Origin of the sequence: Rhodovulum sp. DZ06 (assembly GCF_050586345.1) — a bacterium.
GTDB lineage: Bacteria > Pseudomonadota > Alphaproteobacteria > Rhodobacterales > Rhodobacteraceae > JBOCEF01.
Window position 1 is genome coordinate 68,133 of record NZ_JBOCEF010000011.1, and the last position, 14,114, is coordinate 82,246.

The following is a 14,114-nucleotide window of genomic DNA, read 5'->3' on the forward strand; positions in this document are numbered from 1 at the left end:
GCATTCTCATCACTTGTCGTGATGGGGTCCTTCATCACCATTCGTTTTACAAATCTAACCGATGTCCCCATATCCATCAACACCGATGATCGCGATGGCGGTCGCATCACAGTAGTTAATGGAGTCCATCATGATCCGCACCTATCACACCGCCGCCGTTTCCGCCCCTTCCTCCTACCGGGGCGCGTCCTCGCGCGGCCTTCTCTCCCGCATCGGCCTGTGGCTGACCGTGGCGTCCGAGCGCAAGGCCCTGTCGGCCATGCCGCAGGAGCGTCTCGAGGACATGGGCCTGACCCGCGACGCCGCCTGGACCGAGGCGAGCCGCCCGTTCTGGGACGCCCCGAATCGCGCCTGATCCCTTGGCGTGCGGGGGATCGTCCCCCGCCGCCGAGGCCGTTCTGCAACGCTTTCGTCGGCCCCCGCGCGGGGCCGTCGGCGTGTCCGGGTGGCGTTAACCCTCTCCGTTCGGGGTCGTTAATCATCCCTTCGGAGAAAATTCTTACACCCATCACGTTGCCATCACGGCGAAAGGCCAGTATGAGCCGCGCGCCGCAGGGCGGCAGCGCCGTGCGCGAGAGGCTTCTGTCTGGAGCGAAAAGCTATGAACGGAACTGAATTCATCTGGAAGGGCGCCCAGGCGGCGCGCCGTCGCGCGGGCTGGGGTCCGCGCCTGATGCTGGCCGAGGCGCGGATGCGCGCGGTCCTCTTCGGGCTGTACTGAGCGACGGGGAAACCTGAACGCGCCGGGCCTCCCCCATTTCAGGGACGGGCCGGTGTCATAATTCTGCCGCACGCATCGCGCGTCGGCCGCACGCGCCGCGGGGATTTCCCCCCGCGGCGCGATTTGATTCCTCGGCCCCCTGCGCGGTCCCGGCCGACCGTCAGGTGAAACCGAAGCGCATCGCCTCGGAATAGACCGGGCCGCCCCGGGTCAGCTCGGAGCGGTAGAGGGCGAAATAGGGCGCGGGCAGGGGCCCGGCGGCGAAGCCCGCATGTTCCTCGGACCACCGCTCCAGGTCCCCGTCGGCGGGGTGGGACGCGGGGAAGCGGGCCAGGGTCACGTGCGGGATGAACTTGCGGCGCTTGAGCGCCACGCCCCCCGCCGCCGCGGCCCGGCGCACGGCGTCGTGGAGGGCCGAGAGCTCCGGGTTCGGGGTGCAGAGCGCATGCGCGGCGGTCGGCCGTTTCGAGCCGAACCGCCCGATCCCGTCGAAGCCGATCAGCGGCGCGGGGGTTCGGATGCGGTCCAGCTCCAGCGCCACGTCCTCCAGCACGTGCCGGTCATGCTCGCCGAGGAAGGCCAGGGTGACATGCAGGTTCTCCTCCGGGACCGGGCGGCCGCAGTCGAGGTCGTGGCCGAGATCCTCGAGCGCCCCCAGCAGGGCCGCGGGCGGGGGCAGGGCGACGAAGGCGCGGATGGTCATGGGGCCTCCGGGGGGCGCGGGGGGGGAAGGGTCAGTCGGCCTCGACCCGGGCGATCAGCTCCTCGACCAGCGGGCCGATGGCGGCGACCACGCGGGCCACGCCCTCGGCGTTCGGGTGGATGCCGTCGGATTGCATCAGCTTCATGGCGTCCGCCCGCTGGCCGCGGTCGGCGATGGAGAAATCGGGGGCGATGGCTTCGAGGAAATTGGGGTAGAGGATCGCGCCGTATTGCTCGGCCAGCTCGGGATACATGGCGTTGAACGCGTCGGCCCAGTCCTGCCCGTAATTGCCCGGCGCGGGCAGCCCCGCCAGCAGCGCGGGCAGCCCCTCGGCCGAGAGGCGCGCGAGGATGGCGTCGAGGTTGCGGCGGCTTTCAGCCGGGTCGATGCCGCGCAGAAGGTCGTTGCCGCCAAGCTCGACGATCACCGCGTCGACCTCGGGCGTCAGGGTCCAGTCGAGCCGTGCGCGCCCGCCCGCGGTGGTGTCGCCGGAGACGCCTGCATTGATCACCCGCACGTCGTGGCCGCGGTCCCGCAGCCACGCCTCGAGCTGCACCGGGAAGGCGTCGGCGGGGGCGAGGCCGAAGCCGTGGGTGAGCGAATCCCCCAGCGCGGCGATCACGGTTTCGTCAGCTTTCGCAGCGACAGGTGCGGCGAGGGCCAGCGTGACAGCCATGCAGGCCGCGGCCATCCGCGCACACGCCTTGTTGATGCCGCCCGGGGCCCCATATCGCCCGAAGACGCGCCCCAGACCGAAGGACATGCCCCCCATGACTGACGCCGCCGCCGCAGACGACGCCGTGATCCAGCTGAAGGGGGCCGAGCTGGCGCTCTCCTCCAACGCGGGAAGGGTGGAGATCCTCAAGGGCGTGGACCTGTCCATCGCGCGCGGGTCCACGGTCGGGATCGTCGGGCCGTCGGGGTCGGGCAAATCTTCGCTCCTCATGCTCATGGGCGGGCTGGAACGCGCCACCGGGGGGCAGGTGACCGCGCTGGGCCATGACCTGTCGGCCATGGATGAAGACGCGCTCGCCCGCTTCCGTCGCGATCATATGGGCGTGGTGTTCCAGTCCTTCCACCTGATTCCGACCATGACGGCGCTGGAAAACGTCGCGACGCCGCTGGAGCTCGCCGGGGCGCCGGATGCGTTCGCGCGGGCGGCGGAGGAGCTGGAGGCGGTCGGCCTCGGCCATCGCGCCGACCATTACCCGGCGCAGCTGTCGGGCGGCGAGCAGCAGCGCGTGGCGCTGGCCCGCGCCGCGGCGGGGCGGCCGGAGATCCTGCTGGCGGACGAGCCGACGGGGAACCTCGACGGCGCGACGGGCGAGGCGATCATCTCGATGCTGTTCGGCCTGTCGGAGCGTCATGGCGCGACGCTGGTGATGGTGACCCATGCGCCCGAGCTCGCCGCGCGCTGCGACCGGGTGGTCAAGGTGGCCGACGGGCGGATCGAGGATGCGGGGACCGCCGCCGCCGCCGGGGCCGCGGCCGACGCCGAGGCGGCGCAATGAGCCGCCCTGCCGCGAAGGGCGCCGGCTTCGGCGTCGCGCTGAAGATCGCCCGGCGCGAGCTGCGCGGCGGCATCCGGGGCTTCTACGTGTTCCTCGCCTGCCTCGCGCTCGGCGTCGCGGCCATTTCCGCCGTCGGGTCGGTGCGCATGGCGATTTCCGAGGGGCTGGCCCGCGAAGGCCAGGCGATCCTTGGCGGCGATGCGGAGATCTCCATCACCTATCGCTTCGCCGAGGAGGACGAGCGGGCCTGGATGGAGGCGCGCGCCATCGCCGTCTCCGAGATCGCCGATTTCCGCTCCATGGCCGCGGCGCGCGACCCGCAGACGGATGAGCTCGACCGGGCGCTGACCCAGGTGAAGGGGGTGGATTCCGCCTATCCCTTGTATGGCGAGCTGCGCCTGTCGGACGGGATCGGCGTGGCGGAGGCGCTGGAGCGGCGCGACGGGCGCTATGGCGCGGTGATGGAGATGGTGCTGGCCGAGCGGCTGGGCCTGTCCCCCGGCGACACGTTCCAGCTCGGCGCCGGGACCTATGAATTGCGCGCGCTGATCGAGGGCGAGCCGGACAAGGCCGCGGGCGGCTTCGGCTTCGGCCCGCGCACGATCCTGCTGCGCGAGGGGCTGACGGAATCGGGCCTGCTGGCGCCCGGGACGCTGTTCGACAGCCGCTACCGGCTGAAGCTGCCCGAGGGCGCGGACCTCGAGGCGCTGAAGGCCGAGATGCAGGCCGACCATCCCGCCGCCGGGATGCGCTGGCGCGACCGGCGCAACGGCGCGCCGGGGGTGCAGCGTTTCGTCGACCGGATCGGGGCGTTCCTGGTGCTGGTGGGGCTGGCGGCGCTGGCGATGGGGGGCGTGGGGGTCTCGGCCGCCGTGCGCTCCTATCTCGACGGCAAGACCACGACCATCGCGACGCTCAAGACCCTCGGGGCCGAGGGGCGGACCATCTTCGCCGTGTACCTGGTCCAGGTCGGCGCGCTCGCCGCGCTGGGCGTGGGCATCGGGCTGGCGCTGGGCGCAGGGCTTCCGGCGCTGGTGGGGCCGTTGATGGAGGACATGCTGCCGGTCCCGGCGCTGTTCGACATCTACGCCCGCCCGCTGGCCGAGGCGGCGACCTACGGCATCCTCACCGCCCTGATCTTCGCGCTCTGGCCGCTGGCGCAGGCGCGGGAGCTGCGGGCCGCGCGCCTGTTCCGCGACATCGCGGGGTCCGAGCGGCAACTGCCGCAGCCGGGCTATATCGCGCTGATCTTCGTGCTGACCGTGGCGCTGATCGGGGCGGCGGTGGCGTTCTCGGGGCTGTGGCAGCTGGCGCTGGGCTTCGCGTTCGGCGTGCTGGGCGCGCTGGCGGTGCTGCGCGTCGCGGCCTTCCTCGTCTCGCGCCTCGCCCGCCGCGCCGCGCGCGCGAAGGCGGTGCGCGGGCGCCCGGTGCTGCGCCTCGCGCTCGGCGCCGTCGGCGGGCCGGGGGCCGAGACGGCGGGCGTGGTCCTGTCGCTCGGCCTCGGGCTGTCGGTGCTGGCCGCGGTGGGGCAGATCGACCGCAACCTGCGCGACGTGATCGAGCGCGAATTGCCCGCGCGCGCGCCGGCCTTCTTCTTCGTCGACATCCAGAACAACCAGCTCGAGACCTTCCTGTCGCGCGCCGAGGGCGTGGAGGGCGTGGGCGACATCGCCACCGCGCCGATGCTGCGCGGCGTGATCACGCGCCTCAACGGCGTGCCGGCCGAGGAGGCCGAGATCGACCCCGCCGCCGCCTGGGTGCTGCGCGGCGACCGCGGCGTGACCTATTCGCAGACGCCCCCCGACGGCACCGTGGTGACCGAGGGCGAATGGTGGCCCGAGGATTACAGCGGCCCGCCCCTGGTCAGCTTCGCCGAGGAGGAGGGGCGCGAGCTGGGCCTCTCGATCGGCGACACGGTCACCGTTTCCATCCTGGGGCGGGAGCTGACCGCCACCGTCGCCAGCTTCCGGGTGGTGGAGTTCCGGGACATGGGCATCAACTTCCTGATGGTCTGGAGCCCGTCTTCGCTGGCCGGCGCCCCGCATTCGCACATCGCCACCGTGCACGCGACGCCCGAGGCGGAGGGGCCGCTGCTGCGCGCCGTCGCGGGCCGCCTGCCGAACGTCACCGCGATCCGGGTGCGCGACGCGGTGGAGCAGGTGTCCTCGGCGCTCTCGGACCTCGCCATGGCGACCCGCTGGGGGGCCTCGGTGACGCTGCTGACCGGGATCGTGGTGCTGATCGGCGCCGCGGCGGCCGGGGAGCGGCGCAGGGTGCACGAGGCGGCGGTGCTCAAGACCCTCGGGATGACCCGCCCGGCGATCCTGCGCAGCTTCGCGCTGCGCTCGGCGCTCCTGGGCGCGGCGGCGGGGGGCGTGGCCATCGTCGCCGGCGCCCTGGCCGGGCAGGCGGTGATCGAGGAGGTGATGGAGGCGCAATATGTCTTCGTTCCCGGCCCCGCGATCCTGATCGTGGTCGGCGGCGCGCTGGCGGCGCTGCTGGCGGGGCTCGGCTTCGCCTGGCGGCCCCTGTCCGCCCGCCCGGCCCAGGTGCTGCGCGCGCGGGAGTGACGGGCCCGGGCATGGGCGTGGTTGGAAGGGCGTGGTTGGAAGGCTGTGATTGGAAGGGTGTGATTGACGTTTGGGAATGCGATACCGGCGCGTCGGACGATCCGCGGCGCGCCGGGGGCTGGGGCTGAAATCACCGCCCCGGATTTGAGAGACCCGGCGGCGTTTCAAATCCTGAAGCGAAAACTCTGAAAATCCGCCCTGCGCTGCGGCGCCGCGCATCAGGGACGCTTGAAAAGCCGCGGGACCGCCCCGATATTGAACCCGAGACGAGGGGGTCCGGGGGGACTCCGTCCCCTCTTTGGCCTCAACCAACGACCGAACAGGGTGAAGAAACACATGCAGGACTTCGACACGATCCGCACGCACGGCGCCGCCGGCGCACGCTCCGCGGCGATCGACGCCGGTCTCCGCGCTTACATGAACCGCGTCTACGGGCTGATGGCGTTCGCCATGGTCATCACCGGCGCGGTGGCTTTCGTGGTGGGCAACTCGCCCGCCATGCTGCAGGCCATTTTCGGCGGCCCGCAGAAATATCTGGTGATGTTCGCGCCGCTGATCATGGTTTTCGTGATGGGCGGGATGATCAACAAGCTCTCCGTCGCGGGCGCGCAGATGATGTTCTGGGCGTACTCGGCGCTGATGGGGCTTTCGATCTCCTTCATCTTCGCCGTCTACACCGGCATGTCCATCGCCCAGGTCTTCCTGACCACCGCGATCGCCTTCGGCGGCGTGTCGCTCTATGGCTACACGACCAAGAAGGACATCTCGGGCTGGGGCTCGTTCCTGATGATGGGCGTGATCGGCCTGGTCGTGGCGTCGATCATCAACATCTTCCTCGCCTCTTCGGCGCTGATGTTCGCGGTCAACGTGATCGGCGTGCTGGTCTTCGCGGGCCTGACCGCCTATGACACCCAGCGCCTGAAGAACGACTATCTCGGCATGGCCCAGTTCGGCGCGGGCGCCGACGTGATGGGCAAGTCGGCGATCATGGGCGCGCTGTCGCTCTACATCAACTTCATCAACATGTTCATGATGATGCTGAGCCTGTTCGGCGACCGCGAGTGATCGCGCGCTGAAACAGGCGCCGCGCCCGCCCAGCGGGACGTGATGCCAAGGGCCGGGGGGCGACCCCCGGCCCTTTTTTCTTGCCTGCGGGGGCGGGCTTCCGCGACTGTGGCGCCCCCGCCGCGGCCGCCCCGCCGCGGCCGGGGGAGACGCAGACCGCAGAGCAAGGAGCCACCGATGCCGCGAGCCGCCCCGTTCACCCGCCTGCGCGCCGCCTGCGCGCTGCTCGCGTCGCTGCTCCTTTCCGCCTGCGGGCCCGAGACGCCGGTCGCGCAGAAGCCGCCGCAGGCCCAGGCCGGGGCGCAGGCGGGGGCCCAGGCCGGGGCGCAGGGCGATGCCGCCGCGGACCGCCTCGCCGCCCATGCGCCGTCCGATCCGCGCAAGGCGGTGGTCTATGTCTCCACCTCGGAAGAGCCGTGGCGCCCGCACCGGATGCTGGTCAAGGGCGTGCCCGGGGGCCCGCTGACCCCCGACATCTACCACCGGTTCGAGGTCTGGCCCGGAACCGCCGTCTTCGACACCTGGATGCCGTACCAGGAGGGGGGGCTGTTCTCCGACCCCGAACGTGCGCGCGCCGGCAGCGGCGGCTACGCCTTGGTGAGCCCGGGCGAGGTCGCGTATCTCGAGATCAACACCGACTCCGGCGTGTACAACCGGGTGCTCAAGGGCGCGGCCGCGCTCGCCGCGCTCGAGGGCAAGCGCCTCGGCGAGACCCATGGCGCGGAGGGGCAGGAGCTCAATCCCACCGGCCTCTGGGGCGGGCGCTGGAGCGGGCCGCAGCTCAACGGCCGGCCGACCGGCGAGGGGCGCCTGACCTGGTCCGACCGCCGCTTCGACGGGCGGCTCGCCCCCGGCCGCGGCTCGGCCGAGGGGGTGATGACCTGGCGCGACGGGCGCAGCTATTCGGGCCGCGTGGCCGAGGGCGCGCCCTCCGGGAACGGGGTGCTCTACGGCGCGGACGGCGAGATCCTCTATGCCGGGGAATTCAAGGACGGCGCCCCTTCGGGCATCGGCTACGCCCGCATCGACGGCGCGGTGCGCGAGGTGTCCTACGAGGGCGGCGCGCGCCGCGACGCCTCCGCCGCCGCCGAGGCCGCGCGGCAGATGGACGAGGCCGACGCCAAGGCGATCGCCAAGCCGGCCGCCGAGCTGGCGCGCACCCGCCGCATGACCGCCGAGGCGCAGGGCGTCCTGCGCAAGGAAGAGACCCGGTTCCGCGAAGAGAACCAGGAGTTCTACCGCAAGTGCAGCTGCGCGCTGGGCCTGAAGGTCTGCATGAGCAGGTCCTACAGCGACCGCGCCCGCCAGAAACGCTATGAGCAGAGCCTGCGCCGCCAGGAGGAGCTGTGCCGGAGCATCGCCGCCGGCCGCGGCAGCGACGCCGAGCGCACGGCGGCGTTCGAGCAGGGCATGGCCGGGATCAAGGCGGAGATCGAGCGCCTGCGCCGCAAGCAGGAGTCGCAGCAAGCCTCGCTCGCCGCCAGGGAGGCCCGCATCCGGGCCGAGCGCGCCCGCGAGCGGGCGGCGAACGAAGCCGCGCTGCGGCGCGAGATCGCCCGCGGCCTCGACGCCCGCCGGGCCGAGAAGCAGGCGATCTGCGCGAAGGATCCGCTGGTCTGCGGCTGCGCGGTGTTCCGCCCCGAGGCCGCGGCCAAGCCGGGCGCGGTCTGCCGCCAGTAGGGCGGGGCGGACCCGGGGGGCGGCGCGGACGGGCGGCGCCCGGCCGGGGCCGGCGCGCTCAGGGCCGGGCCAGCTGCGCCGCGATCTGCGGGAACAGCTCGGCCGCGATGTCGCCGGGCAGCAGGGGCATGATCTCGAACTGCGTGTCGGAGACGCTGCGCAGCTCGGCCGCCGTGCGCCCGCCGGGCAGGGGCGAGATCAGCAGCGCCCCCCCGGCGCCCGCGCGCCACATGCCGCCGCGCCGGGTGAAGGCGATGCGCACGGCGCCCATGTTCCCGACCGGCGCGGCCTCGGTCCAGTGCAGGCCGAGCGTGTCCAGCGCCCGCCCCGCGGCCGCGACGGTGCGCGGGGCGGGGGCGTCGAAGACCTGCATCGGCCCGGGGGTCGCCATCGCCTCGGCGCGCCGCTCGGCGTCGGCCTCGGCCGCCTGGGCCTGGATCGCCCCGGGGACGGCGCGCACGGCGCCCGCCGCCTCGGCCAGGCCGCCGCGGACCTGCTCCGCGACCTCGCAGCCCGCGGCGAGGGCCGCGAGCGACAGGATGATCGGCGCGCGCATGGCCGGGCCCCCTTCTGGAACGCTTGGAGCGGGCATCCTGCGCGGCGAGCGTGGAGGTTCGGTTAACCGTGCCAAGGGAGGGCGGCCCGGGGCCGTCCGGCGCCCCGGAACGCAAGACGCCGCCCCGGGGGGCGGCGTCTTCAATCAGCGCGGAGGGAGTGGCATCCCGTAGGGGAGGCGAAGACGCTTGCGGCGTCAATGCGTTGCCGCCGAACGGCGCCCCGGAAGGCCGCATGTCTTCTCAAGGGGTTGGCGGGGCGAATGCCTCGGAGGCCGCGCCCGCGAAGGGCCACGCCGAAAACGAAACCGCCGCTCCTGCGGGCAACAGGAACGGCGGCGAAGATGCGAACGGCTTGGAAAATCGTTCGGGGGAAGCGTACCCCTCCGGGCACGCCCCGGCAAGCGCCGACACGTGGGCGCGCATCCTCGACGCCGCGCGGCGTCTTCGCCAAGGCAAGGATGAGCACGCCCGCGTGTGCTGGGCGCTGGCCGCGCTCCTGTCTCTTTCGGCGGGGAGCCGCGAGGCGCTGATCGACCATCTGGTGAAGACCTGGGGCCGTGACGTGATGCAGCGCCGCCTTGATGCGGCATGGGCTGCGGAGGGTCAGGCATGACCGTTCGTCACTGCGCGACTGCCCCTGCCGACAGTCTCCCGCCCCGGTCCCTCGAAGAAGACCTGTTCTGGCTGCGCACTGTGCCGCGCATGCCTGACGCAAGCGATTGGGAGCGCGACTTCGCGAAGTCGATCCTGCGTCAGGCCAAGCGTCCAGCGTGGGAGCCGAGCCCGGCGCAGCGTCGCACGATGAAGCGTCTCATCGACCAACACGTGATCACCGACGAGGGCGATGACGACTTCGACCTGATCGACGACGAAGACCCGAGCGACGCCCCGGCGACCCGCCGGGCCGACGCGCGCGCCGCTCTGATCTGAACTTCGACGCTTATGGGCGGGCGGCGCAACAGCCGTCCGCACCCTTCCTGCGGACGGTTCAGACGGTGGCGCAGAAGGTGAACGGGCATACCACGGGGCGGGATCGCATGCCCTCCGCAGTCCGAAAGGCTGAAGCGGGATCCCCGGCGCAAGTCCAGCGCCGCAAGTAGCAGCCGAGCCTGTCGCGGGACCATTGCGACGACAGGCGCCTGAAGCGACGGGCCGGCTCCGCCGAGCACGCACGCGAGGGCTGGGGACCAACTCCACCGATCCGGTGGGGCTGGTCGTCCTATGCCCTCGCTCTGGACCTCACCACCGAGCAAGCCAGCCGGTGACAAGACAGGAGAGACGCGACATGCGAACGAAGCAAAAGGCGACCGGAAGCGTCAGCGGCGAGGAGCGGTGCTGATGGCGGTCTGGCCCTACAATACCGCGGCGTGGAAGAAGCTGCGCTTGGTCAAGCTCGCGACGAACCCGCTTTGCGAAGTCTGCGCGAAACGCGACCGCCTCGCCGCTGCATCCCACGTCGATCACATCGTTGCCATCAACCAGGGCGGCGAGGCGTTCCCGGAACTCTCGGGGCTCATGTCCATGTGTCCGAGCTGCCATTCGATCAAGACGCAGGCGAAGGACCGGAAAGGCGGAAGCGGCGTCGCCTTCAAAGGCTGCGACGCAGAGGGAAATCCGATTGATCCCGGACATCCGGCACTCGGCGATGCCCCGCGCAGGTAGGGGGGGGCGTCGGATCGCCAGGGCGGAGCGCCCGAAGAACACCACCAGCAATGCATACTGAGTTAGTTTGCCAAGCTGCTGAAATCACGATGCAATTGGAGGCGAGGCGGAACAGATGGGACAGCGCGGACCCGGAGCGGACAGGCTGAAGCGTGCGCGGCGCTCCTTCGCGGGCGATGGCGCGGACGCCGATCAGCCTATCGACCTTTTCGCCTTCCACCAGCGGGCGCGACGGGAGCCGTGGGATGACCCGGAGCTGTCGCGGGCCGGTCGCGTCATCGCCTTCCTGGAGTGCCTGCCCGTCACGACCGGGCTGCTGGCGGGCGAGCCCTTCTCCGTCCGCGCATGGCAACGCGAAATCATCGAAGACCTCTATGCGACCGACGACCAGGGCGGGCGCCCGGTGCGCCAGTCGGTCATCACCCTGCCGCGCGGCAACGGCAAGACCGGCCTCGCCGCCGGGCTCTGCCTCGCCCATCTCTGCGGCCCTGAAGCCGAGGCGCGCGGACAGTGCTTCTCCGCCGCCTCGGACAAGGACCAAGCGGGCATCATCTTCCGCGAAATGGAGGCGATGATCCTTCAGACGCCGTTCCTCGCGCAGCGGCTCAACATCAAGCGGCATGAGAAGCGGATCGAGGACATGCCGACCGGCTCGACCTACACCGCGCTCTCGGCCGACGCCCGCAAGGCCCACGGGCTGAACGTCTCGTTCTTCATCTATGACGAGATCGCGCAGGCCCCGAACAGGAACCTCTACGACTACCTCGTGACCGGCATGGGCAAGCGGAAGGAGCCGCTGGGGATCGTCATCTCAACCCAGAGCTCCAACCCGCTGCATGTCATGTCCGAGCTGGTGGACTATGGCGAGCAGGTGCGCGACGGGGTGATCGAGGATCCGACCTTCCTGCCGGTGATCTATGCTGCGCCTGCGGATGCGGACGTGTGGGACGAAGCGACGTGGTACGCCTGCAACCCGGCCCTCGGGGACTTCCGCAGCCTCGAGGAAATGCAGCAGACCGCAGCGCGTGCCAGGCGCATCCCGACGCTCGAAGCGGCCTTCCGCAACCTCTACCTCAATCAGCGGATCGACCCGGACGAACGCTTCATCACCGTGGCCGAGTGGGACCGCGGGGCCGAGGCGCCTGACCTCGCCAGGCTGGCGGGGCGCAAATGCTTCGGAGGGCTCGACCTCGGATCGACCCGCGACCTCACGGCGTTGGTTCTCGTCTTCCCGCCGGAACGCGAGGGCGAGCCGACCGACGTGCTGGCGTGGTTCTGGTGCCCGGCCGAGGCGCTGGCCGAGCGCGAGGAGCGGGACCGGGTTCCGTACCTGACCTGGGCGTCCCAAGGGTTGATCGAGCCGACGCCGGGCGCGGCGACGGACTACACCTATGTGGTTCACCGGTTGGGCGAGCTGGCGGCGACCTATGATATCGAGGCCGTCGCCTATGACCGTTGGAGGATCGAGGAGCTGAAGCGGATCCTTGCCGACGAAGGGGTGGAGGTTCCGCTTGTCCAGTTCGGGCAGGGCTTCAAAGACATGGCGCCCGCGATCGACAGCCTTGAGCGAGCGATCGCGGACGGAAAGCTGCGCCATGGGGCGCACCCGATCCTGAAATGGAACGCGACCAACGCCGTTGTCGTGTCGGACCCGGCGGGCAACCGGAAGCTAGACAAGGTGAAGTCCAGGGAGCGCATCGACGGGGTGATCGCGCTGGTGATGGCGCTGGGGGCGATGGCGAAGGATGCGCCCGACGCATCGCCGTGGTGCCTGTCGAACGGTCCTCTCTTTCTGGAGCTGTGATTTTCAGCGAAGCATCCAGCCATCACGGTCGCGGCGATTTCCTTTGACCCGTACCGGCTTGGCATCTGGAATGCCCTCCGGGAATACTACGGAATTGCATTCTCGATTTGGGCAGATCAGCTTGTTTTGTTCCGACTGCCTGTTTTGTAGCTTGATTTCTAGCCCCTTTGCCAAGCAGACGGGGCAGAATGGATTTCCGATTGGGTCGTCGCTGTCGTCAATCTCAACCTGAAGATTGCCAACGCTTTTGCGGCGGGCCTTTTTGGCGAGCTCATGCTCGAGATCGCTGATCTTCGAGTTCATTGCAGTAATGGCTTGGCTAAGTTCCAGCAGCTTCTGTGTCATTTCTACGATTTGAAGCTTCAGCTTTGTATCGTCGAGCGCTTTGTCCGTTTCGTATAGCCCCTTGGCGATGCCCAGGGCCTGAGATGCGACCGTTGCAGCGCCCATGAAGTCAACCATCGCTCTGTTCCTTTTTCAGGCGGACCCCTGCGCCGCCGCCGTTCTCGGGTATGAATTCGACGCCCGCTCTTTCGAGCGCCGAACGTAGAGCATTGCAGTTCGCGGGCGTAATGCCTAGCGGCCCTTCTGTGGCCTCGGCACGCCGAACAGTCGCCACGCCAATAGAGGCGGCATCCGCGAGGTTCTGTGCTGTCCAGCGGACCAGGGCGCGTGCAGCCCTCAATTGAGCCGCGGTGATAGCATTCATATCACTTGATCCCTGGTTGACTGTTGGCGTATCGTTTGATCGCTAGGTTATCACCTGAGTGAAAGAGGTTGAACCCCATGTCCATCACCCGCCGCGCGGCCATCGCCGCCCCGCTCGCCGCCGTTCTTCTGCCGCGTCAGGTTGGCGCCGCCTCGGCGCCTTCGAAACTGGAATGCCTTGGTGCGGCCCTTGCGGCCCAGGAAGAGGCTTTGGAGGCCGCCTGTCTGCATCGGGCGCCTGAGGCGGAAACCGACCTGATGCACGAGGCGCTGCGGGTGCTCGAGGGAGAGATCGCGAACACGCCCGCCAGCGCCGCTCGCGACTTTGCCAGCAAGATCGTCGCCTTGGTGCGGGTTGATGACTTTGCGCATGACCCGAACCTCATGGCCCTCCGGGCCGATGCGGAGCGGATTTTGGGGAAGTGACGCAGGCTGGCTTTGTTCCAGCTTGACATTTGGATTTGAAAAAGCAAAAGATAAAATCAAATCCACCGTGGAGGCTCGGCATGCTGACTGTCACCCAAGCTGTTTCGCACATTGCCTATGTGACGGGGTGCCCTGAGGCTCGCGTGACGCAATTCGCGCGTGAACTGATCGACCAAGGCGTGTTTCCCAAGAGTTCCGGGCGGCGGATCGCGCGCATCCATCCCCACGAAGCAATGTGGCTTTTGCCTTGCGTCGCGTTTGCTGATCGTCGCGTTGACGCATACGAAGTGGCGAAGACAGTCATGCGCTTGCCCTATAGGGGAGGGAGCGATGGTGAATCCTTCATTTTCGAGGATACGCTGAAGGACTTGCTTGAGCCCTTCGAAGGCGACGGCTCTGAGGGTGATCGCCCTCAGCACAGCCTGCGGATGTACTCCAACGTCAACGGCTCCTTCGCTGCGGAGGTCGTAGTCCACTGTAAAGGTGGACCCGATTTCTTGGAGTTCTGGTCGCAGCCCTCTTGGGGTGGACTAGCTCGGCGCTCGTACGAGGTAAGCCGGGAAGGCGTGACAATCCTTCGCAACATCCTCAACCGCGACGACGATGTTCGGTTCTCCCCTCTTGGCTGAACCGTTCGGCCCGCCGTGAGGCGACGCCTTTTCCCCCGATGGACCTGCCCGCCGTGAGGCGACGCCCCTTCCCTCAGA

15 protein-coding genes are annotated in these 14,114 nt (G+C 69.7%); 11 read left to right on the plus strand and 4 right to left on the minus strand.

The annotated features are described in order from the left end of the window. The first annotated feature begins 130 nt into the window (after positions 1-130). Complete coding sequence (locus ACQ5SO_RS07425; RefSeq protein WP_430940949.1) at positions 131-355, plus strand: DUF1127 domain-containing protein; 225 nt, start codon at positions 131-133, stop codon at positions 353-355. A 526-nt stretch (positions 356-881) separates the two neighbouring features. Here the strand turns inward: ACQ5SO_RS07425 and thpR are convergent. Beyond that, complete coding sequence (thpR, locus tag ACQ5SO_RS07430; protein WP_430940950.1) at positions 882-1,424, minus strand: RNA 2',3'-cyclic phosphodiesterase; 543 nt, start codon at positions 1,422-1,424, stop codon at positions 882-884. 31 nt (positions 1,425-1,455) lie between these two features. Continuing rightward, the gene (locus ACQ5SO_RS07435) at positions 1,456-2,100 is read right to left on the minus strand and encodes an arylesterase (RefSeq protein WP_430940951.1); all 645 of its coding nucleotides are present in this window, start codon (positions 2,098-2,100) and stop codon (positions 1,456-1,458) included. Between the two features lie 94 nt (positions 2,101-2,194). Here ACQ5SO_RS07435 and ACQ5SO_RS07440 point away from each other — a divergent pair, with 94 nt between their 5' ends. From ACQ5SO_RS07440 to ACQ5SO_RS07455, 4 genes are all read left to right on the plus strand, one after another. After that, complete coding sequence (locus tag ACQ5SO_RS07440; RefSeq protein WP_430940952.1) at positions 2,195-2,935, plus strand: ABC transporter ATP-binding protein; 741 nt, start codon at positions 2,195-2,197, stop codon at positions 2,933-2,935. Beyond that, complete coding sequence (locus tag ACQ5SO_RS07445) at positions 2,932-5,505, plus strand: ABC transporter permease (RefSeq protein WP_430940953.1); 2,574 nt, start codon at positions 2,932-2,934, stop codon at positions 5,503-5,505. The genes ACQ5SO_RS07440 and ACQ5SO_RS07445 overlap by 4 nt, the downstream gene beginning before the upstream one ends. Before the next feature lie 336 nt (positions 5,506-5,841). Continuing rightward, on the plus strand, positions 5,842-6,570 hold the full coding sequence (locus tag ACQ5SO_RS07450) for a Bax inhibitor-1/YccA family protein (protein WP_430940954.1): 729 nt from the start codon (positions 5,842-5,844) through the stop codon (positions 6,568-6,570). 177 nt (positions 6,571-6,747) lie between these two features. Continuing rightward, entirely contained in the window at positions 6,748-8,250 is a 1,503-nt protein-coding gene (locus ACQ5SO_RS07455; RefSeq protein WP_430940955.1) for a hypothetical protein, read from the plus strand. Positions 8,251-8,308: 58 nt separating this feature from the next. Here ACQ5SO_RS07455 and ACQ5SO_RS07460 read toward each other — a convergent pair whose 3' ends face one another. Continuing rightward, on the minus strand, positions 8,309-8,806 hold the full coding sequence (locus tag ACQ5SO_RS07460; protein WP_430940956.1) for a hypothetical protein: 498 nt from the start codon (positions 8,804-8,806) through the stop codon (positions 8,309-8,311). 233 nt (positions 8,807-9,039) lie between these two features. Between ACQ5SO_RS07460 and ACQ5SO_RS07465 the strand changes: the two genes are divergently transcribed. The 4 genes from ACQ5SO_RS07465 (at position 9,040) to ACQ5SO_RS07480 (ending at position 12,273) form a co-directional block, all read left to right on the plus strand. Next, complete coding sequence (locus ACQ5SO_RS07465) at positions 9,040-9,420, plus strand: hypothetical protein (protein ID WP_430940957.1); 381 nt, start codon at positions 9,040-9,042, stop codon at positions 9,418-9,420. Then, positions 9,417-9,737, plus strand: a complete 321-nt coding sequence (locus ACQ5SO_RS07470) for a hypothetical protein (protein ID WP_430940958.1) — start codon at positions 9,417-9,419, stop codon at positions 9,735-9,737. Before ACQ5SO_RS07465 ends, ACQ5SO_RS07470 begins: the two co-directional genes overlap by 4 nt. Positions 9,738-10,145: 408 nt before the next feature. Further along, positions 10,146-10,469, plus strand: a complete 324-nt coding sequence (locus ACQ5SO_RS07475) for an HNH endonuclease signature motif containing protein (RefSeq protein ID WP_430940959.1) — start codon at positions 10,146-10,148, stop codon at positions 10,467-10,469. 115 nt (positions 10,470-10,584) lie between these two features. Further along, positions 10,585-12,273, plus strand: coding sequence for a terminase large subunit (locus ACQ5SO_RS07480; RefSeq protein ID WP_430940960.1), 1,689 nt, complete (start codon positions 10,585-10,587; stop codon positions 12,271-12,273). 3 nt (positions 12,274-12,276) lie between these two features. On the opposite strand, the gene ACQ5SO_RS07485 is transcribed toward ACQ5SO_RS07480, so the two are convergent. Beyond that, entirely contained in the window at positions 12,277-12,735 is a 459-nt protein-coding gene (locus ACQ5SO_RS07485) for a hypothetical protein (RefSeq protein ID WP_430940961.1), read from the minus strand. Positions 12,736-13,059: 324 nt separating this feature from the next. Here ACQ5SO_RS07485 and ACQ5SO_RS07490 point away from each other — a divergent pair, with 324 nt between their 5' ends. Continuing rightward, complete coding sequence (locus ACQ5SO_RS07490; protein ID WP_430940962.1) at positions 13,060-13,407, plus strand: hypothetical protein; 348 nt, start codon at positions 13,060-13,062, stop codon at positions 13,405-13,407. A gap of 80 nt (positions 13,408-13,487) precedes the next feature. Continuing rightward, positions 13,488-14,036 carry a hypothetical protein gene (locus ACQ5SO_RS07495; RefSeq protein ID WP_430940963.1) on the plus strand — a complete coding sequence of 183 codons (549 nt, stop codon included), beginning with the start codon at positions 13,488-13,490 and terminating at the stop codon, positions 14,034-14,036. Positions 14,037-14,114: the final 78 nt, after the last annotated feature.

Coding starts and splice junctions, on each gene's coding strand:
- ACQ5SO_RS07435 (WP_430940951.1), bottom strand. CDS start 2,100: ATGGCTGTCACGCTGGCCCTCGCCGCACCTGTCGCTGCGAAAGCTGAC.
- ACQ5SO_RS07460 (WP_430940956.1), bottom strand. CDS start 8,806: ATGCGCGCGCCGATCATCCTGTCGCTCGCGGCCCTCGCCGCGGGCTGC.
- ACQ5SO_RS07470 (WP_430940958.1), top strand. CDS start 9,417: ATGACCGTTCGTCACTGCGCGACTGCCCCTGCCGACAGTCTCCCGCCC.
- ACQ5SO_RS07445 (WP_430940953.1), top strand. CDS start 2,932: ATGAGCCGCCCTGCCGCGAAGGGCGCCGGCTTCGGCGTCGCGCTGAAG.
- ACQ5SO_RS07425 (WP_430940949.1), top strand. CDS start 131: ATGATCCGCACCTATCACACCGCCGCCGTTTCCGCCCCTTCCTCCTAC.
- ACQ5SO_RS07480 (WP_430940960.1), top strand. CDS start 10,585: ATGGGACAGCGCGGACCCGGAGCGGACAGGCTGAAGCGTGCGCGGCGC.
- ACQ5SO_RS07495 (WP_430940963.1), top strand. CDS start 13,488: ATGCTGACTGTCACCCAAGCTGTTTCGCACATTGCCTATGTGACGGGG.
- ACQ5SO_RS07450 (WP_430940954.1), top strand. CDS start 5,842: ATGCAGGACTTCGACACGATCCGCACGCACGGCGCCGCCGGCGCACGC.
- ACQ5SO_RS07440 (WP_430940952.1), top strand. CDS start 2,195: ATGACTGACGCCGCCGCCGCAGACGACGCCGTGATCCAGCTGAAGGGG.
- thpR (WP_430940950.1), bottom strand. CDS start 1,424: ATGACCATCCGCGCCTTCGTCGCCCTGCCCCCGCCCGCGGCCCTGCTG.
- ACQ5SO_RS07465 (WP_430940957.1), top strand. CDS start 9,040: ATGTCTTCTCAAGGGGTTGGCGGGGCGAATGCCTCGGAGGCCGCGCCC.
- ACQ5SO_RS07485 (WP_430940961.1), bottom strand. CDS start 12,735: ATGGTTGACTTCATGGGCGCTGCAACGGTCGCATCTCAGGCCCTGGGC.
- ACQ5SO_RS07455 (WP_430940955.1), top strand. CDS start 6,748: ATGCCGCGAGCCGCCCCGTTCACCCGCCTGCGCGCCGCCTGCGCGCTG.
- ACQ5SO_RS07490 (WP_430940962.1), top strand. CDS start 13,060: ATGTCCATCACCCGCCGCGCGGCCATCGCCGCCCCGCTCGCCGCCGTT.
- ACQ5SO_RS07475 (WP_430940959.1), top strand. CDS start 10,146: ATGGCGGTCTGGCCCTACAATACCGCGGCGTGGAAGAAGCTGCGCTTG.